General features: G+C 41.5%; 18 protein-coding genes and 1 tRNA gene. 13 read left to right on the forward strand and 6 right to left on the reverse strand.

Annotated elements, in window-relative coordinates; translation table 11 throughout:
* Positions 1 to 64: 64 nt before the first annotated feature.
* The 4 genes from AAGR14_RS07060 (at position 65) to AAGR14_RS07075 (ending at position 3,732) form a co-directional block, all read left to right on the forward strand.
* Positions 65 to 640 (forward strand): CAP domain-containing protein, encoded by a 576-nt coding sequence (locus AAGR14_RS07060; RefSeq protein ID WP_342647890.1) that lies wholly within the window; start codon positions 65 to 67, stop codon positions 638 to 640.
* A 116-nt stretch (positions 641 to 756) separates the two neighbouring features.
* Positions 757 to 1,911 (forward strand): zinc-dependent alcohol dehydrogenase, encoded by a 1,155-nt coding sequence (locus AAGR14_RS07065; protein WP_342647891.1) that lies wholly within the window; start codon positions 757 to 759, stop codon positions 1,909 to 1,911.
* Positions 1,912 to 1,923: 12 nt separating this feature from the next.
* The gene (locus AAGR14_RS07070) at positions 1,924 to 2,409 is read left to right on the forward strand and encodes a hypothetical protein (protein WP_342647892.1); all 486 of its coding nucleotides are present in this window, start codon (positions 1,924 to 1,926) and stop codon (positions 2,407 to 2,409) included.
* 282 nt (positions 2,410 to 2,691) lie between these two features.
* Entirely contained in the window at positions 2,692 to 3,732 is a 1,041-nt protein-coding gene (locus AAGR14_RS07075; protein WP_342647893.1) for a DUF4097 family beta strand repeat-containing protein, read from the forward strand.
* 67 nt (positions 3,733 to 3,799) lie between these two features.
* Here the strand turns inward: AAGR14_RS07075 and AAGR14_RS07080 are convergent, their stop codons facing one another.
* Positions 3,800 to 4,639: an endonuclease/exonuclease/phosphatase family protein gene (locus AAGR14_RS07080; protein WP_342647894.1), complete on the reverse strand. Its 840-nt coding sequence runs from the start codon at positions 4,637 to 4,639 to the stop codon at positions 3,800 to 3,802.
* Between the two features lie 115 nt (positions 4,640 to 4,754).
* The gene (locus AAGR14_RS07085) at positions 4,755 to 6,575 is read right to left on the reverse strand and encodes a hypothetical protein (RefSeq protein ID WP_342647895.1); all 1,821 of its coding nucleotides are present in this window, start codon (positions 6,573 to 6,575) and stop codon (positions 4,755 to 4,757) included.
* Positions 6,576 to 7,030: 455 nt separating this feature from the next.
* Here AAGR14_RS07085 and AAGR14_RS07090 point away from each other — a divergent pair, with 455 nt between their 5' ends.
* On the forward strand, positions 7,031 to 10,288 hold the full coding sequence (locus tag AAGR14_RS07090) for a TonB-dependent receptor (protein WP_342647896.1): 3,258 nt from the start codon (positions 7,031 to 7,033) through the stop codon (positions 10,286 to 10,288).
* Positions 10,289 to 10,306: 18 nt separating this feature from the next.
* On the forward strand, positions 10,307 to 11,830 hold the full coding sequence (locus AAGR14_RS07095) for a RagB/SusD family nutrient uptake outer membrane protein (protein WP_342647897.1): 1,524 nt from the start codon (positions 10,307 to 10,309) through the stop codon (positions 11,828 to 11,830).
* 93 nt (positions 11,831 to 11,923) lie between these two features.
* Here AAGR14_RS07095 and AAGR14_RS07100 read toward each other — a convergent pair whose 3' ends face one another.
* Positions 11,924 to 12,415 (reverse strand): ABC transporter ATPase, encoded by a 492-nt coding sequence (locus AAGR14_RS07100; RefSeq protein WP_342647898.1) that lies wholly within the window; start codon positions 12,413 to 12,415, stop codon positions 11,924 to 11,926.
* Between the two features lie 71 nt (positions 12,416 to 12,486).
* On the opposite strand from AAGR14_RS07100, the gene AAGR14_RS07105 reads away from it, so the two are divergent.
* The 7 genes from AAGR14_RS07105 (at position 12,487) to AAGR14_RS07135 (ending at position 17,121) form a co-directional block, all read left to right on the forward strand.
* Positions 12,487 to 12,939 carry a hypothetical protein gene (locus AAGR14_RS07105; protein ID WP_342647899.1) on the forward strand — a complete coding sequence of 151 codons (453 nt, stop codon included), beginning with the start codon at positions 12,487 to 12,489 and terminating at the stop codon, positions 12,937 to 12,939.
* 146 nt (positions 12,940 to 13,085) lie between these two features.
* A tRNA-Phe gene (locus AAGR14_RS07110) sits at positions 13,086 to 13,158 on the forward strand.
* An 865-nt stretch (positions 13,159 to 14,023) separates the two neighbouring features.
* Complete coding sequence (locus AAGR14_RS07115) at positions 14,024 to 14,503, forward strand: HPP family protein (RefSeq protein WP_342647900.1); 480 nt, start codon at positions 14,024 to 14,026, stop codon at positions 14,501 to 14,503.
* Between the two features lie 45 nt (positions 14,504 to 14,548).
* On the forward strand, positions 14,549 to 14,905 hold the full coding sequence (locus AAGR14_RS07120; RefSeq protein ID WP_342648682.1) for a DUF1622 domain-containing protein: 357 nt from the start codon (positions 14,549 to 14,551) through the stop codon (positions 14,903 to 14,905).
* 70 nt (positions 14,906 to 14,975) lie between these two features.
* The gene (locus AAGR14_RS07125; RefSeq protein WP_342647901.1) at positions 14,976 to 16,040 is read left to right on the forward strand and encodes a hypothetical protein; all 1,065 of its coding nucleotides are present in this window, start codon (positions 14,976 to 14,978) and stop codon (positions 16,038 to 16,040) included.
* 185 nt (positions 16,041 to 16,225) lie between these two features.
* Positions 16,226 to 16,831 carry a ParA family protein gene (locus tag AAGR14_RS07130; RefSeq protein WP_342647902.1) on the forward strand — a complete coding sequence of 202 codons (606 nt, stop codon included), beginning with the start codon at positions 16,226 to 16,228 and terminating at the stop codon, positions 16,829 to 16,831.
* 47 nt (positions 16,832 to 16,878) lie between these two features.
* Complete coding sequence (locus AAGR14_RS07135; RefSeq protein WP_342647903.1) at positions 16,879 to 17,121, forward strand: hypothetical protein; 243 nt, start codon at positions 16,879 to 16,881, stop codon at positions 17,119 to 17,121.
* A 98-nt stretch (positions 17,122 to 17,219) separates the two neighbouring features.
* On the opposite strand, the gene AAGR14_RS07140 is transcribed toward AAGR14_RS07135, so the two are convergent.
* The 3 genes from AAGR14_RS07140 to AAGR14_RS07150 are packed head-to-tail and all read right to left on the reverse strand — an operon-like array spanning position 17,220 to position 19,381.
* Complete coding sequence (locus tag AAGR14_RS07140) at positions 17,220 to 17,891, reverse strand: response regulator transcription factor (protein WP_342647904.1); 672 nt, start codon at positions 17,889 to 17,891, stop codon at positions 17,220 to 17,222.
* On the reverse strand, positions 17,884 to 18,699 hold the full coding sequence (locus tag AAGR14_RS07145) for a histidine kinase (RefSeq protein WP_342647905.1): 816 nt from the start codon (positions 18,697 to 18,699) through the stop codon (positions 17,884 to 17,886). The genes AAGR14_RS07140 and AAGR14_RS07145 overlap by 8 nt, the downstream gene beginning before the upstream one ends.
* Complete coding sequence (locus AAGR14_RS07150) at positions 18,686 to 19,381, reverse strand: hypothetical protein (RefSeq protein WP_342647906.1); 696 nt, start codon at positions 19,379 to 19,381, stop codon at positions 18,686 to 18,688. The genes AAGR14_RS07145 and AAGR14_RS07150 overlap by 14 nt, the downstream gene beginning before the upstream one ends.
* Positions 19,382 to 19,628: the final 247 nt, after the last annotated feature.

Raw genomic sequence — 19,628 nt, forward strand, 5'->3', positions numbered from 1 at the left:
TGATAATTTTACCGCCCTGTGCTGCGTTAAACTACATCGAATTTTTAGTGTCTGAAAGATTAGAATGTTGAAGTTTACAAAAAAAACGGCCGTTGCCGGACTAATGATCTTGGTAGGTGCCATCACCGCCGCCAAACTGCCCAATATGGACAATAGCTCATTTAAAAATGAATTTTTAGCGCGCATTAATCAAACCCGTGCCGAGGGTTGCCGTTGCGGAACTACTTATATGCCGCCTGCGCCACCGCTGGTTTGGAACAACCAGTTGGAAGATGCTGCTAAGGGCCATGCTAAAGACATGGATAAACGCGACTATTTTGACCATACCAGCAAAGATGGCCGCACCATTGAAGACCGGATTTTTGATGCAGGCTATACCTATAATGGTTATAAAAGCTTTGCCATTGGCGAAAACATAGCTAAAGGGCAGGAGAGCATAGCCGAAGTAAACGCCGGCTGGTTTAAAAGCCCGGGCCATTGTAAAAATTTGATGAACCCGGCATTTAAAGAAGTAGGCATTGCTGAGCGCAACAGTTATTGGGTACAGGATTTTGGTGGCCGCGAAGCGTTTACCGAGCAGGAGCAGAGGTTAATTAAAAGTGGAAAGCTCATCATCAGGCGGCGAAAATCGGCTGATTAGAACTTTGCCACAGTAATTGAAAGCATACATATATTCCTATATAATCTAAACAATAAATTATTTACTAAGTTATTTGATTAACCATTAGTTATAATTAAACAAGAAAGGAATAAATTATGCTGGCAATGAATTACCGCGGGCCTTTTAGGGTAAGGGTCGAACAAAAGCCTTATCCTGAAATTTTGCACCCGAACGATGCTATTGTAAGAGTAACCCGCTCGTGTATTTGCGGCTCCGATTTGCATTTATACCACGGATTGGTACCTGACACACGCGTAGGCACCACTTTTGGGCATGAGTTCATCGGTGTGGTAGAAGAAATAGGGCCGTCCGTAGAAAATGTGAAAGTAGGAGATACCGTATTGGTTCCGTTTAATATAGCCTGCGGTAAATGTGCTTTTTGTAAGCAGGAGTTGTATGGCAACTGCCACGAGTCGAACCCGGAGGCAACGGCTGTAGGCGGTATTTTTGGCTATTCGCATACTGCCGGTGGTTTTGACGGCGGTCAGGCTGAGTATGTACGTGTGCCGTATGCAGATGTAGGCCCAACGGTTATTCCCGATTGGATGGACCCGGATGATGCTGTGTTACTGACCGACGTAGTACCCACCGGTTACCAGGCCGCCGAAATGGGCGGTATCAAAAAAGGTGATACTGTAGTGGTGTTTGGTGCAGGTCCGGTAGGCATTATGGCTGCAAAATGTTCATGGCTGTTTGGTGCAGCCCGCGTAATTGTGATTGACCACCTGGAGTACCGCCTAGACTTTGTACGCAAATATGCGCAATGCGAAGCTTATAACTTTAAGTCGTTAGAAGATCCGGTTCTTTTCCTGAAAAAAACAACAGATTGGTTGGGTGCCGACGTATGTATTGACGCTGTAGGCGGTGATGCTGCAGGTAGCGCCATGCAAACTATTACCGGGCGTAAATTGATGTTGCAGGCTGGTTCGGCTACAGCGTTGCACTGGGCTATTAACTCCGTAAAAAAAGGCGGTATTGTATCCATAGTAGGTGTGTATGGCCCTACCGATAACTTGGTGCCTATCGGTAATGTGGTAAACAAAGGTATTACCATACGGGCTAACCAGGCTTCGGTTAAGCGCCTGTTGCCTCGTTTAATAGAACATATTAAAGCCGGTCGCTTAAATCCTAAAGAAATTATATCGCACCGTATTCCGTTAGAAGAAGTATCTGATGCGTACCACATTTTTTCGGCAAAGCTCGATAACTGTATCAAACCTATTTTAATTCCACCATCGGCAAGAGTGTAAAACAGTAAAGTTATGGAAACAAAAGAAAAAGACTTTTCGCATATCAATGGGTGGGGTATTGATGCTGACCCTGAAAATGAACCCACCTATCCTATAAAAAAATATACCGGGGACGATCATCAACGTATCCATTGGGAACGCCCGCCGCTACAGCCCGTTACCGTAGAAGTATTGCATTCTAACGAGCGCCCAAACTTGTCGGCCGTTTTCGGTACGGTTGCACCACCCTCAGGGTTAAGCGGTGCTATACGCCGTTATGCATTTAAATACAGCGAGTCGAGTTACGGGCATTGGTTGCCCTTGTTGCTGGCCGACAGGGTAAATGTGGTTGAAGGTATTATTGACGACTTGAAACAAGGCCACGTACCCAATATTTTTGCCGAAAAAGGATGGGCGGCCGAGTGGAAATACAATCGTAAAGCTGTACTACAGAAAGCCGCTACCGCGGCTATTGTAACCTTTGTGGTATTAGTATCGCTCAATAAAAAGAAAAAATAATTAGTAAAGGGGATGTATGAGTGAAAGGCGCTTATGTAATACATAAGTGCCTTTCTTTTTATAAAATGCACTATTATATAAAAGCTAATTTTAACAAATTAAAGTTTAAACAATTACAAAACCTGTATCATTTGCGTACACAAGCTGTTACGCAGACGAACGTAAAAGGTATTGTTATATATTTTCAACTTACTGTAAGTTAGTTGTTTGTGTTCTTGGTATCGCTTTTAAGCTGTTTATGTCATCAGTTTAATCATATTTAAGCATACATAAAGCATTACAATGAAAAAGCAAACCCTTATCCTTTATATGGCTTTGAGCAGCCTGGCTGCATCGGCCCAAAACAAATGGAACGCCGAACCTTATTTAACCAAGTCTTTATCTAACTCGGCTATTAAAGATGTATTTGTACGTACTTCGGGCGGCAGCATCGAGGTGGATGGTATATCGACAGGCGAAGCGCGGATCGAAGTGTACATCAGCGCTAACAATGACCGGGGCCGGTTGAGTAAAACAGAGTTGGAGCAGCGCCTGAAAGAAAACTATACTCTCGAGATTACAGATGATAATCATGAGCTTCATGCTACGGCGAAGTCTAAATCCAATATGGATTGGGGTAAGGCTGTCAGTATATCTTTTAAAGTTTATGTGCATAAGGCAGTATCTACCAATCTAACTACCAGTGGCGGTAGTATCAGTTTGTCCGACCTTGCCGGCGAGCAAAATTTTACCACCAGCGGCGGCAGTTTGCAGGTAAGTCATGTAAGCGGTCGTATTAAAGGGCGTACCTCTGGCGGCAGCATTCAGGTTGACCACGCCAATCAGGATATTGACTTAATAACCAGTGGCGGCAGCATTAGTGCCAGTAACTGCCAGGGTAATCTTAACCTGGTAACCAGCGGAGGTTCTTTACAATTGAGCCAGCTACACGGCAAAATAAATGCTACTACCTCAGGCGGCAGCATAAATGCCGACCATATTTCGGGCGATTTATCAACCAGTACTTCGGGCGGTACTATCAATCTTACTCAAATTGACGGAGGTGTTGAAGCTGCAACCAGCGGTGGCAGTATACATGCTCAGTTAAACAGTGTAGGCAAATACGTAAAGCTAAATACCAGTTCTGGACACATCGATTTAAGTATGCCGCAGCAAAAAGGCTTTAATTTAGATTTGAAAGGTAATCGTGTAAATACCACCTTAGCTAACAGCAATTTTGAAGGCAGCAAAGATGAGGATAGGATAGAAGGAAAAATTAACGGCGGCGGTGCGCTGGTGCAAGCTTATGCATCGCGCGGCAGCGTAAATGTAAAGTTTAACTAATTTATTAAATAACAACCTTATCACTAAAAGCACAAAGGCCGGTTCGTTATTCGAACTGGCCTCTGTTTTATTTAAACGTTATTTGTGCGGTTATCGGGAAGTGGTCTGATGGATACTTACCATGATAGCTGTCGGTCAGTAATCCCCAGCGTAGTACCTTAAAGTTACCGGTGGTAAAGATATGATCTATTACCTCGTCACTTTTTAAATTTGAGCCAAAACTGTTAAAGGAGCCGTTATTGGCGTAAGGATATTTAACCTGTGTATAAGCATCTTTAAGCCAGCCAGAGGTAGCAATACGCTGGTACCAGGTGCTGTTGCGTCCGCCATTAAGATCGCCGGTTAAAACTACAGGCTCATTGCCTGCAATGCTTTTAATCCGTTGCATAATCAGCTTGCTGCTTTCTTCGCGGGCAATATTACCCTGGTGGTCGTAATGAGCATTAAAAAAGTAAAACTTACGTTTTGATTGCAGGTCTTGCAGGTAAACCCATGAGCAGATGCGGTTACAACAGGTTGCATCCCAACCTAGCGAAGGCTTTTCGGGCGTTTGTGATAACCAAAAGTCGCCGTGATTCAACAGTTTAAACTTATCTTTTTTAAATAGAATAGCCGAGTGCTCTCCTTTGTCTTTACCGTCGTCGCGGCCTACACCCGAACGCTGATATTGAGGTAGTATTTTGATGATGTCGTCTAACTGGTTTTGGTAACCTTCTTGCGTGCCAAATACGTCAAAATCATGGTAGCGGATAAGCTCGGCTACAACCGGTGCTCGATTCATCCATAAGTTACCGGTGTCGTTGGTTGTAATCATCCTCAAATTGTAGGTGGCTACAGTTAAGGTTTGTGCTGGTGCTGTACGCAGCATAAAGACGAGCACGAGGGAAAGAAGAAGCCTTAATTTCATAAAATGAAGTGCGAGATTATTAAACGTATTTACTTAGTTAACAAGGCAATTATACCAATTATACATTAGGGCAAAGTTAACTTTTAAGATCGCACCAAAGCCGGTGCGGTTCCAACTATTGCTTTAGCGCTTTTTTACGTGCTTTTTCCAATTCTTTTAAACGGTGCTTTTCTTCTTTACGCTTCTTTTTGGCTTCCTTTTTCTGCTTCTTAAAAAACTTCTTTTTTTCCTTTTTGGATAGTTTAATGTCAGCGTCGCGCTGTGTTTTAAAATCCAAACCGGCGCAGGGTTTAATGCCCATAAGCAAGGTGCGCCATAGCGTAGCAAAAAACGGGTAATTCTTAGGCCGCTGGTAAACCACATGGGCTGTACGTGGCTGCTGGCCCGGTTGGTCGGGATTATTATTTTTAAGGATGAGCGTATTTGCCAGTAAGGAAACTAAGGCAAGCTTACGCATTTTTAAGCTGGCCGTATCTGCTTTTAACAGCTGTATCTTTAAATCATTATACAATAAGGTAACCTGCCCGGTAGCCGTGCTGCGGTTGGCCTTAAAGGCAAATGCCAGCCGCTTAGCTACACCCGATTGTATTTTAAGCGAAGCCAATGGAACCGTGGCCTGGTTAACGCTTGGCATGGCGATGGGGCCTGCCCATCCATTATAGCTATACGAATACAAGCTATCAACCAGGTTAAAAGCAAAATTTACCCGCATGGGGGCATGGTTCAAAAAATGAGCATTAAACGAAGCTTTGCTATAATGGTTCTTTTTTAAAGCATTGGCGTCGGTGGTTACGTTGGTCATATGCCCGTTAATCCGGTTAAAACTTAAAGTGCCAGTACCCTTGGTTTGGGTGTTGTGCTCTGTATAAATAACATCGTAGTTTTTTACGATGATGCTGTCAACGTCAAGTTTAAAGGGGATGGAGCGTAGCGACTGGTTTGGGAATGTAAAGGCCTTGTCTTGCGAGAAACTTTTGGGGTTGATACGCGGATTACTGAACACTTTAATTTGTCCGTTATTGAGTATAACGCTTTTGGCTTTCACTTTACGGCTTTTGTCAAAAAGATTAAAGTCAAAATGGTTAAGCAATAACTTACGGGCAGTAATCACAAACCGGTCTTCATAAGTTTTACTAAAAAAAGCTGCCGGGGTGTATAACGGTGTCAAGGTTAACGAATCAACCTGTAGCTGCCGGGTTTGTGTAGAGAATTTAATGGATTTAGCTTGGTAGCCATACAGCGCGTGCGCAGTGCGGCCTCTGTAGTGCTGAAGTTCTATATCCATATTTCGGCAAAACAAAAAGCGTTGCTTATTATACTGGGTAGCCGAATCAATTAGTAAATCTGTTGCTTTAATATTCAACTCTTTAAAAGCTGTAATAGCCGGTTTGGCTGTTTCATGGTTTTCGTACCGCAGCTTAATCTGGTTCAAGGCAATGTTACCTACCTGTACTAGCTTAAGCGATTTAGACAGCTGCTCGTAAAGTGTACGGTTGTCTTTTGGCTTGGTGGCTTTTAGTGGATCGGGTTTGGCAAGTACCCTGACGTTGGGAGCGTTTAAAATGATGTCGCCTATAATGAGTTTATGCCTTAACCATAAAGTGATGAGGTGAACGTGGTTAAGCTCTAAGCGTTTTACTTGTAACTGATAAACCTGGTTAGGCGCCGTGTGCATTTGTTGTTGCTGATGATAGGTGCTGCTGTCGAACTTTAGCTGGACCTGGTTAAGCATGATCTGTCCTTGCAATAAATTGATGCTGGCACCAGCAAACTCTACATGGTAAAGACCATCAGATGCTTTTTGTACAACTTGATTTAGTTTTTTAGATAAGATAGGACTAAACCACCAGGTTACGATAAAGCCAGCTAAAACAATGGTAAGTACAATAGTTGCAATGGTTATTAATCCAACTTTAACCCATTTGTACTTAATCATTACTCATCCTATCTGTTTTGAATTAGACTCCTCTATCGGCTATTAAAAATTTAACAACACGCAGGAGTAATAAGTTTTGAGATGTTAAAGTAGTTGTTATGCGTAGTTGCGGTTTACACTATACGTAATTCAAAATATACTGGCAAAACCTGACTCGGTCAAAGCTAAAGGCTTTTAGCATTATCCTAAATTAAATGGTAAACCGGTACTAATTTAGTCGAAATGCGGCTATTAAATTTCAATATTACACTTATTGGCTTCTTTCTATTTACAAGTCGGTAGCAAAATGTCTAATTCTTTAACATCATCTTAAAGTTCTTATAAAAAATTAATGATCGTAATAAAAATATTACAGTCAGGATAGCTCAGGACACTAACCGGGCATTGATTAGCTAATATTGAGCAAACCAATAGTTAAAGCTGCATGTATAGCAGCGCCGATTAATTTAAAGTTTATGATGAATAATTTACTCCATTATTTTAATGGCAAGAGAGTAGGTTTGATGCTGGTGATATGCTTGTTGAGCATAGGTACAGCATTGGCCCAGCAGATTACCATAACTGGTACCGTGACGGATGATACCGGCGAAACGGTGCCCGGAACAACCGTTACCATCAGAAATAAGGCCGGTGGTACAGCGGCAGATGTGAACGGTAAATACAGTATTAAAGCTACCAAAGGCGATGTGCTAATATTTAAACTTTTAGGATACGCTGACCAGCAAGCTACAGTAGGCGACAATCCGGTGATCAATATTAAGTTTGCTAAGGATAGTAAGCAGCTTACAGATGTGGTAGTTATTGGCTACGGAACTCAGAAAAGAAGCAACGTGAGCGGATCGGTAGCAAGTTTAAAAGCAGATAATTTACAGGAGCGTCCTATAACGCGTGTTGACCAGGCCCTGGTTGGCCAATTGGCAGGTGTGGTAGTAAAACAAACCACTGGTGTACCCGGTAAGGCATTTAGCGTGCAGGTGCGCGGTAGTGGCTCTATCAGTGCCGGCAATGAGCCATTATATGTTATTGATGGTTTCCCTTTGTCGGTATCAGCTCCTGGAACTAACGGTAGCTTTTCAACAGGTAACCCCTTGGATAATATTAACCCAAATGATATTGAAAATATAGAAGTGCTGAAAGATGCTGCTGCTGCTGCCATTTACGGTTCAAGGGCGTCTAACGGTGTAGTTTTGATTACTACCAAACGGGGTAAAACCGGAAAACCACAAATCAGCTACAACGCTTATGTGGGTTATAACGCCCCGGCCAAAAAACTTAAAATGCTGAATGGCGACCAATGGATTGATAGGGCTACTGAGATGATTAATGCTGCTTACGTGCTTAGGTTTGCTGCTAATGGTGCAACAGCTAATGATACTTACGAGCAACGCCGCGCTATCATTAATAGTACATTAGCTGCGGGCAGCCAGATACAGACCGGGCAGTATAACACGGGCTATATGCTTGATCCGCGATGGGCTGTAGCAGGCCATCCGGGTTTAGAGTCTATTGACTGGCAAAAAGAAATTGAACAAAACGGGTTTGTTCAAAATCATCAGTTGTCGGCAAGTGGCGGTACCGATAATGTAAAGTACTTCATCTCGGGTAACTACGCTGATCAAAACGGCTTTGTAAAAAGCCTTGGATACAAAGCATATTCTGCCCGTGCAAATGTTGAAGTAACGGCATCTAAAAAACTGAAAGCAGGCATCAATATCGCTCCAACCTATTCAATAACCAATGACCCAGGCGTAGAAGGAAAAGATAATATTTTTCATCAGGCTTTGAGTATGACTCCAATACAGGAAAGCAGCTCGGGTTTATACCCTAATGCTTTTGCCAACCCTCAATATGCATGGAGCAATACTACTAACAGCCCAGTGGCCAAATTAGAAAATATTGTAGGCGAAACTAAAAGGTTCCGTACACTAACCTCACTTTATGCAGAGTATCAAATTATTCCTGATTTGACTTTCAGAAGTTCATTAAACCTCGATAACACTGATAATAATTCAAGAGGTTATACGCCTTATACCGTTGCAGGTAACGTTGCCGCGCGTATTTACAACCCGGCAACCAATAATAACCTGTACGCTAACTCATCAGCATCATACAGCAGTTATAAGAGGCTGACGTTTGTTAATGAGAATACGCTGAATTACAACAAAACATTTAATAAAGTACACAGCTTAAGTGTATTATTAGGTCAATCATATAATGTAGACCGTTTAGACCAGGCTTCGGCAGCTTCAGTTGGCGGGCTTACCAGTGCTTCTATACAAACCGTAAACGCCGGAGCAAATTCATCTGGCAGTACAAGCAGCCAGCAAAGTATACTGGTGTCTTATTTTAGCCGTGTTCAATACTCGTTTGCAGATAAATATTTGTTATCAGCCAGTTTACGCGAAGACGGATCGTCAAGATTTGGTGCGAATACAAAGTATGGTATATTCCCTTCGGCATCTGTGGCCTGGAGAGTAACTCAGGAAGACTTTATGAAGCCGGTATCGGCCATCAGCGACTTGAAGTTGCGTTTTAGCTATGGTGTAAACGGCAGTAACAACATACCAAATTACGGCAGTATAGCTACCATTGGCCTTGCTGGGTACGTTTTGGGCGCCACGCCTGCTTTAGCTAACGGACAAGCCCCCAACGTGGTAGCTAACCCGGATTTGCAATGGGAAAAATCACAAACGTATGATCTGGGTGTTGATTTCGGTTTCTTAAAAAACCGCATCACAGGATCATTTGATTACTATAATAAACTTAATACCCAATTGCTATTACAAGTGCCAATTCCGGCAGTAACCGGTTTTACTCAATACTTAAGCAATGCAGGTTCAGTAAGAAATATTGGTCAGGAATTGCAAATCAACACGCGTAACCTGGTTAATAAATTTCAATGGAGTACAACTCTTAATATAAGCCATAACAGCAATAAAATTGTATCGCTGTTTGGTAACCAATCGCAAATTATTATTCCAAACTCTTTTGATGTTTCAGATAACATTTTACGCGTAGGCTCGCCTATAAACAGCATTTACGTAGTTAAACAGATTGGCATTTTAACACAAGCCGACATTAATAACAAGGTAGCTACTTATAATACCGGCGAAACTGTTGGTGATCCAAAATATCAGGATTTAAATGGTGATGGTGTAATCACAGAGGCAGACAAGCAAATTGTAGGTCATCCCAATCCTAATTATACCTGGGGCGTTACCAACACATTCCGTTTCAAAGGCTTTGATTTAAGTGTATTAGTACAGGGACAAAACGGCGGCTCTATTTACTCATTATTAGGCCGTGCTATTACCCGTACAGGCCAGGGTTTTACCGACAATGCACCGGCGTTTTACACCGATCGTTGGAGATCACCTGACAATCCGGGTGCCGGACGTGTAAGTAAAGCATATTCTACTTTTGGCTTTGTAGCTAATACAGACTGGTTATACTCATCAGATTATGTAAGAGTTAGAAACATCACTTTAGGGTATAACTTAAAAGATCTGTTTAAAACATCAAAAGCCATACAAGGCGCCCGGATATATGTATCTGCCGAAAATTTCTTCGGTCATGATAAATATTACGGAGGTTTAAATCCTGAAGCTGCAAATACGGCAATAAGCTCCAACAGTGCCTATCCTCAGTCTGGCGATTACGGCGGTTTGCCATTGGCTAAATCACTAATTGTCGGATTTAACGTTACTTTCTAATCTTCCAAAATTGTTAACATGAAAAAGATACTTTTTCTATCAACTATAGCTTCTTTTTTGCTAACTGCTTCTTGTAAAAAGCAGTTAGATCAGCTGCCTATATCATCATCAACTACGGCAACCTTTTATAAGTCTCCGCTTGATTTTGTACAAGGAACCAACGCTATATACTCATCTTTACATAATTACCCAAACAGGTTACTTAACCTTTCTGAAATTAGGTCCGACAATATTTATGGCGTTTCAGTTACGGTACGCGATTGGGATCCTATCAATAACCTGTCACCGGGTATAGCAGCCAATACTTATATCGATGAGGCGTGGACAACCGACTTTAACGGTGTTTTTAAAGCTAACACGGTGCTCAATCAAATTGCCTCAAACGGAAGTGTTATCAACTCCGAAACTTTGGCAACAAGATTACAGGCCGAAGCTCGTTTTTTACGTGCATTTTACTACTTCGACCTGATTAGGTACTTTGGCAAATTACCTATCATTGATCATGCGGTTACTGTTAACGAAGCTATTACTATAGGTCGTAGCCCGGTAGATGACGTTTACAAATTCATCATTGCAGACCTGCAGTACGCCATGGCTAATTTGCCTGCAACTTATACAGGAACTGATGTTGGGCGTGCAACTAAATGGGCTGCCGAAGGTGTTTTAGCGCAGGTTTACATGGCCCGTTCTGGTGCAACTTATGGCATTGAAGGCCCTGGCCTTGGTGTAAACGAATGGAATTTGGCATTGCCTCTGTTAAATGATATTATAACCAACGGGGGTTTTGCCTTTAATACTAACTTTGCTAATGTATTTTCATATACCAATCAAAGCCCAACCGTAAACAAGGAAGCTATTTTTGACGTAATGTATACCAGTGGTATAAGTGGGTCAAATGATTTGTATGGCGCGTCATTTCCTTGGGTTTTAGCTCCAAATACTTATTTTTCGTCACTTGGCTCTAATACGGTAGCCAACGGCAGCCTGGAAATAATACCTGTTTCAAATGATTTGGTGAATAGTTATGCTGCCAATGATGTGCGCAAAGCGTTTACCATAAACACAGCAGGATACACTTTCTCCGGTAATACCGAAACACGTCCGTTCTTTAAAAAGTATTTGGATATAACCAGGATACCAACGACGAGCCGGTTTGATTGGGCCATCAATTTTATTGCTCTGCGTTACACCGACATCTTAATGCTTAAAGCTGAATGTATTTTACGCGGTGCTCCTGGTTCACAAGCAGACGTTGATGCTATTGTAAATCAGGTTAGAACGCGGGCCGGATTAGCCGCTGTAACGGGTGTTACACTGCCGCAATTATTTGAGGAACGCCGCAGGGAGTTTGCCGACGAAGGTTCGCGTTGGTTTGATTTACAAAGGAGCGGCAATTTGGTAACCATCATGAATGCATGGATCGCTAAAGAAGACACTCAAAAGAGAATCAATACAGCTACCGCTAACTATGTAATTTATCCGATTCCTCAGCGAGAATTAAACACAACGCCTGGATTATATACTCAAAATCCTGGTTACTAATAATCCCAGCTGATATAATTTAAAAGCCCTCCTGTATATTAATTACAGTAGGGCTTTTTTAATTATCAAAGTCTTTAAAAATCAAACAGGGTTTTATAACTGGCTCACCAATAAGCCGCCAAACAGCTGCATATGCCAGCTGTTTTTTAAAGGAACTTCCCACTTGGTTTGCAATTCGGCAAGCGTTTGTACCATGTTGTTAAATACTATAGTATTCTCATCAATCACCCCGGCTTTAATTAGCTCTTCGAATTGCGCACGTGGTGCCGAAGCAATGCCAGACGCCGTTTGGTAGGCCAGGTTAAAGCGGTCGAATAAGTTGATTTGATACTCTTGCTCTAATTGCTTCATCAGGTGGACTGATTTATCAATGGAGCAGCCCGTAGCACCGGCTTGGCTTTCATCAACCAATAAAATAATGAAGCGGTTATATTTAACCATCGCTGCAGCTTTGAGTTGATGATTATGGGCCGTCCAGCTCTGGGTAAAATTATTTAACTGTTGTTGTAACTTTTGCGTCTGCGCTGTCGTTAACTCCTTGTCAGATTGATAAATCCACACTCTTGAATTCTCGGAAACTTGCATCCACAAAAGTATGCAATTTGTGAATTAGAGAGTGAGTTATTATTGTCATGTTCAAATCAGCTTTCGTAAAAATGAATTTATTTAAAATATGTGCTGTAATTGCCTTTTGCGCAGCATTAAGTTTAAGTTTTACGGTCGAATTTGATAAAATCAGCGCTATCGATTTTAGCAGCCGTTGCCTTTACAAAGGCTTCGATCCTACAGATGAGGGTAAGATTACTGGTTGGCAGTTTTATGTAACGCCAGATAATTTTATGCGATTTAAAAAGATTTATTTCAAAGGTCGGCAGGCATACTTTTCTTTTAATATCCATCGCTTTCAGGATTTGAGTTACATTGGCGATCATAATAGGGGCATTGTGCAGATCAAGACCCAGGCTGATGATATCATTGTGCAAACGTACAATGACCCTAAAGGAAATGTAGATTCGATGAGTACTATACTTAAAATTCCGGTGCGGAATGTAAGTGCGGAACAGATAGACAGTCTTAAAAAGGCTTTAACGTTCTTGAAAGCGCATTAAGTGCAGGGCTTGTTGAATTTTTGCTAAAATAATTTAAATGACTATCAGGTAGTTAACGCGTAAAGCGAGTCAATAAACAAAATATATTCAAAATAAATTTTGCAAAACAAAAAATCGGGCTACATTTGCAGACCGAAAAACGGAAAGGTATCATAGCTCAGTCGGTAGAGCAAAGGACTGAAAATCCTTGTGTCGCTGGTTCGATTCCAGCTGATACCACACAAAAGAGAGTACCAACTCAAGTTAAAACCCTGTAAATGTGTAATTTACAGGGTTTTCTGTTTTATATTCGCCCATCAGATTTAATGTTCGTCAATCAGCTAAACCTTTTGTTAAAAATCCATTTGTTATTCAATAGTAAAACAAAAAGTAGTTATGGGGGCAAAGATTCTCACTCTAGGAAATCTAAAATGATTTGGTAGATTGTTAAATCGAATGAAAGCTCTAATCGGCCAGATACAAGGAGAGTCATAGAAGTTCCGTAAAACTCATCATGTAAAAATCTCCAATATTACCTTCCAAGCACTCATGGGATAAAGGTACAACCCCGTTTTACGAAGGTTGGATGAGTTTTCTACTACAATCATGAGTATTTAAAAAGGCAATACGCCGAGCAAGTAGATCAAAATCAGCAGACATGACTCTTTGTTTTGCAAAAGAGCAAATCTGTTGTTTTATATAAACCAACAGATTTGCTCTTTCCGGTTATCAATCATCAAGATACAGCCGAGTAAAACGAAATGATGTGACGCACCGAAAAGTAGACTGTATACTATAGAAATACATCAATAGCGTTAGAGCAATACGCGTTGTTTAATATACTTTGGCCGATGATAAACCATTCGGTGGTAATTTTGATCCTCTTTGGCCTGGAGGGGCTAATAATATAAAGCAGCCAACGGCTGCTGCTAATCATTTAATTAGTCAAGAGTACCTCAGTTATTGCATGTGCTGCCTTAAAGACACTTGCCTGCAAAGAAAGGTATCGGGTAGCTGTGTTTTTATACACTGTCTGGCGTGTACATTTAGTTAATATGCGATTGAATCTGATGAAACAATTTGGGAGCAGGTATCTTGTAGTTAAATGCGAACCCGGTATGACCTGAAGACAGAAATTTATTTAGCATTGCTACCTACACTGACAATGGCGATGGTTTTATTTCTACTGGAGACTTACAGCAAACAACACCTGCTCTTTGCTTCTCTGGCCTCAAGTGCTTTCTTAATCTACCTGGACCCTCACCTGCCGAGTAATAGCATATACACCTTGACGATGGCGCAGGTGTCGGCAGCTTTAGTAGGCTTTGGCGTACTCAAGGTGATTGGGCCTGGTTATACGTCTGCGATGACTGCTATGGTCATGGCTATTGCCTTGATGATACTGTTGAATATAATGCATCCACCAGCGGTTTCGACAGCACTGACCTTTGCCTTTGAAACAGGTAAGACGTTGCCACTTTTTTTGATTGCGCTGGCTTTATTAGTTATTCTAATTGTCTTGCAAAAGGTGTCGGTATGGCTTATTAACAGACGTGTCCCGGCTGACCCGCTCAATCAACTTTAATTTGCCTTTCTGATGACTCACAATCCATCCGTAGAAAATTTGGTTATGTCCCTGGTACAATGGCTTAGGCTTGGCGTCGAGATTACCGGCGCTGTCGCCATAGGAATTGGCTCAGTGATATCTCTTTTTCGTTTTGTCAAGGCGCTTACGGTAGGCCAAGAAACTGATTTCAATGCTATCCGGCTTACGCTTGCACGTTACCTGGCTTTAGCGTTAGAATTTCAACTGGGAGCAGACATCTTGTCCACAGCTATTGCGCCGAGTTGGCAAGAAATAGGTAAGTTGGGAGCCATAGCTGTTATTCGTACCGGGCTAAATTTCTTCTTATCTAAAGAGATGAAGGACGAGAAGAAAGCATCAGCCGGTGAGGAGGATGTGCAGGCCCGTGCTGAACAGAAGTAATGTAACTTAAGTTCTAATTAGTCTTAACTTTAGTGCGGCCTGCTTGTTATGTTCTCATTAATTTTAATGAATGGACTTGTCTGCGCTTTCCTTACCTGTACTTTTGGGCATCTTTATTGCAGCTGCTGTAGCCATTTGGTTAGCAGGCGTCAAGTTGTCGGATACCACAGATATCCTTTCAGCCCGATTGGGCCTCGGTGAAGCACTGGGAGGAGCGATAATTCTCGCTGTGGTTACCAATTTACCCGAAATTGCAATCACCGTAAGTGCCGCTTTAAAAGGTAACTTAGGCATTGCTATTGGTAATATTCTTGGCGGTATTGCCATTCAAACGGTGGTGCTCGTCATTTTGGATGCGTTTGGACTAGGTAAGGCCGGTGCGCTCAGCTTTAAAGCTGCTTCGATGTCCCTAATCCTGGAAGCGTTATCCGTGGTGACAATCTTAGCAGTTGTAATACTCGGTCACCAATTGCCTGCTAACTTGATTTTTCTGCGTTTCCCTCCAGCAAGCTTATTGATCGCTATTATTTGGATCGTCAGTCTTTGGTTGATTAATAAGGCTAACCAGGATTTGCCTTGGGTTGAGCAGGGGCATGCGCCGGATAGTCAAAAGCAATTAAAAGGACATGCAAAGGCTAAAAAAGATCAGCGGGCTAAAGCTACAAGTACTGGTAAGGTAAGCATGCTCTTTTTCGTCTGTGCGCTGATTACGTTGGTAGCGGGAGTGGCCCTTGAAGAAAGTGGAGATGCTATTGCTAAACAAATTCATATGGGCGGGGTGGTCTTTGGTGCCACGGTACTTGCACTGGCTACCTCTTTGCCCGAAATTTCAACTGGTTTAACTTCGGTTAAAATGGGTGATTACAAAATGGCCATGAGCGATATTTTTGGTGGAAATGCATTTTTACCTGTGTTGTTTTTACTAGCTGCGCTGTTGTCAGGTAAAGCACCTCTGCCACAGGCACAAAATACAGACATCTTCTTGACGAGCTTGGCTATTATATTAACTGCAATTTACATCTGTGGTATGATATTCCGTCCTCGAAAGCTTATACTAAATATGGGAATAGATTCATTGCTCGTTTTGACTACATATTTTTTTGGTATACTCGGTTTGCTCATTATCGCTCATTAATTATCAGATCGGCTGTTAATAGCATTTTATTATTTGATATGCCGCCGGCTTATCAAATAATAAAATGCTATTTCTATCTGAAAGCCAATTAATTAACTTATAGAGGAACTAATACATATCTATGCATAAATGCATAGATATGTATTTATGCATATTTAATTAACTTGGACGTACTATATTTGTGCATGGGAAAAATTATAACGGTAGCTCATCAGAAAGGCGGGGTAGGTAAGAGTACCTTAGCCATGAATCTGGCAGTCTGCTTTCAAGACCAGTTAAGCGTGGCCTTAGTAGATACCGATTTGCAAGGTAGTATTGCAGATCTAAGGGAAAATCTACCCGGACTCACCGTAATGCAGGAAGATAACTTTGAGCGTATCAAGTCTGCTGAACAAGAATTGATTGTTATAGATACACCGCCCTATTTATCAAACCGGTTGCCCGAACTTTTTTTGATTTCCGACTATGTATTGATTCCGACCAAAGCAGGCTTCTTTGATGTCATGGCTATCCGCTCAACACTGGCACTGGTAAAGCAGGCGCAGGCTAAACAACCTCAATTAAAAGCAGGTATTGTTTTGAATATGATCAAGCCACGCTCCGGGGTGACCCAAGAAGTTAAGCATTTGTTGCAAAGCTTCGATACTCCGGTGTTGCAAACCATGATTCATGACCGGGTGAGTTTCACTCGATCACCGATTACCGGCGGTGTGTTAGGCGGGGTTGACAGTAAGGCAAAGGAAGAGATTACCAGCTTAGCTGAAGAAATTGTAGATAGTATTAGTACATAAAATTAGATTTATGCATTTTTGTAAATGCATAAATACAAAATTTCAGCATGGCAGATTATAAAAGTAAACTGGGTAATTTAGCAGATAAACTCAAAAAGGAAGAGCCCAAGACGCCCATCCAGGAAGTCGCACCAGTAAAGGCGCAGGCCACGGCGAAAGAGCCGGAAGGACAACTTAATGTATGGATACCGCGAAAGCTGCTTAAAAAAATGAAAACTCATGGCATAGAAGAAGAATTATCTCTTAAAGAAATTACGATTCTGGCGTTAGAAAAATATTTGGATAAGTAGTAATTGTATTGAAGTAGCATTTGCGTATATCGATGCTCTATTGTATTACTGAATAAACTTTTATGCGCTATAATATGAAAGCAGTGTAATAGAGAGGCTTACAACTGTACAATCTGGTTTCTGATAGCAAACAGTACCAATCCGGTGACATTGCGTGATCCGGTTTTTAATAACAAACTGTTACGGTGGCCATTTACAGTTTTTACGCTGATGAAGAGTTTTTCAGCTATTTCCTCGGCAGTGTATTGCTGACAGGTTAATTTGAGCACTTCCTCTTCGCGCGGAGAGAGAAAAGACATCAGGCTTTTAGTAGTCCTTGCCTTTTTTCCCATGCTGTCATGAATTGCTTTCAGAACTGTGCTGTTAATGTAACTGCCGCTCTCGTGTATGTTGACTATAGCCCGATACAGTTCTTGCGGGTCACAATCTTTGGACAGGTAACCATGCGCCCCGTTCTTAATCAGTTCAGCCATGTAATTCTCGTCATTATGGACCGAAAGTACCAGCACTTTGATGTTGGGAAATTTTTCAGCTAATTCCTTGGTCAGGTGCAGGCCGCTGTATTCTTTTTTACCAAGCGGGGGCAATGATAGGTCGACCAGCAGTAGATCCGGCAAGTTAACGGCAGAATCAAGTTTCCCGATCACCGAAAATCCGTCCGAGCTCTCGAACATAACTTCAAAGTTGCTCCAACTGTTCAGTATGGATTTGATACCCTCTCTAAACAGGAACTGATCTTCTACAATTCCTATGCTTATATTTTTAGACATTGCTATCAGTTTGCGGTTTTATGGCAAGGTCAACAGGTATACTAACGATTGCCTTAATGCCTTTTTCGGCTCCATTACCATAAGTAAAGTGCCCATGCATTCCCTGAGCCCTTGCTTCCATATTAGTGAGGCCAAGTCCTGCCTTGTTTTCCTCGTCATTTTGAAAACCTATACCATCATCCTCAAAGTGAATCAGTAAACTTTGCTTGTCGCGAGCAAATGATAATAGTATATGGCTGGCGTTTGCGTGTTTAATCGTATTGTTAATTAGTTCCATGATGATCCGGTAAGCTCCTAATGCGACCTCCCATTTTACATCAGGCCATTCGTGATTTATTATTAATTCGGCTTTGATCTTTCCGGATTGATTGATATCCTTTATTAGTGCAACAACTGTTTTCATCAATCCAAACAGCTCCAGTTGCGTAGGCATCAATTGATGACTGATACTTCTTATGGTGTCAATTGCCCTGGTAGATAAATCAATGATGTTATCTATGCTTAAAAAGTACTGGCTTTGGTTTTCGTTCAGCCATTGTTGTTGCCTAATCAGTTTTAAGTTCATATTGATGATGGATATCGTTGCACCCAGGTCATCATGTAAATCCCGGGCAATGCGCTTGCGTTCTTGCTCCTCCACCATAATACTGTTTTGCAGAAGCTCATTCTGCTGCTTTGCTTCCATGGCAATCTTTTCCAGTTCAAGTTTCACCAAGCTTCTTTGAAAATTTTGGTACAACAATACCACCCCGAAAGCGATGGCAAACAGTATGATCGTAAGCGGTATAATGATATCAGTTAGTGCCATTGTTTCTCCGGTGTTTACACATGGCTATGATGAAGCAGCTGAACATACATGCTGCCAAAAAAGTGTTAAGTATAAAAATATAGCTTACTGTGATGTTAATAAAGCTTGTATGCGATTTGTTTATTTGATGAGCAAGGTAGTAGTTGGAGAAATAGTAAATCAACAAGCTTGCAGAATAATAGACAAATATTCCCGAATTAATGAGTTCAAAAGTTTTGCCTGTTGCTGAGGTTTTCATTCCGGAGCGCCTGTCTAATAGCACCATAAAGGCAAATACTGACAAAATAATTAAAAGGGTTGATTCGACCACCAGTGCATAGGAGTTAAATGTATCTACAGGCTGTATAAAGATGCTGTTAAAGATGGAAAGCATGAAAAAGAAACCAACCAGCGTAAAATATATCTTCTTATCCAGATAGGGTTTCAAGAAGGAGTAGTAAAAATGTGCCAGCAACAAAAATTCGATCGGTACATCAATATGGAACATCAGCAAATGGTAGTTATTTGTGACATTCAGTATAATCAGTTGAGCAACCTGGATAAAGGCGTTAAAGAGCAGAAACAGGTTAAACGAGTATAATTTGTGATCTGCTCTTTTAAAATCACGCAGGGCCATTAAGCCTGCTATCACCGGCGGAACGTTGCACACATAGATGATAGAATGAATGATAGATTTTTCCATGGATGCAATGCTGATACCAATTAACCGATCTCTGCGCTGTTTGACGGGTACTGCCTAAAATTTCCGGATATATTGTCAATAAATGATCAGGGCAGGTTCCGAATAACGCCTCAATTCCCAAAGATGAGGTATGTTGAAACCCTCAATACCTGAGTATATGTTTACTAAGAATAACCTCCTGAATGATTGATAATGCCAAATTATTTAATTTCCATCATTTAAGTTGGTGAAATGACTCATTAGTTAT

The organism is Mucilaginibacter sp. CSA2-8R, from assembly GCF_038806765.1.
Classification (GTDB): Bacteria; Bacteroidota; Bacteroidia; order Sphingobacteriales; family Sphingobacteriaceae; genus Mucilaginibacter.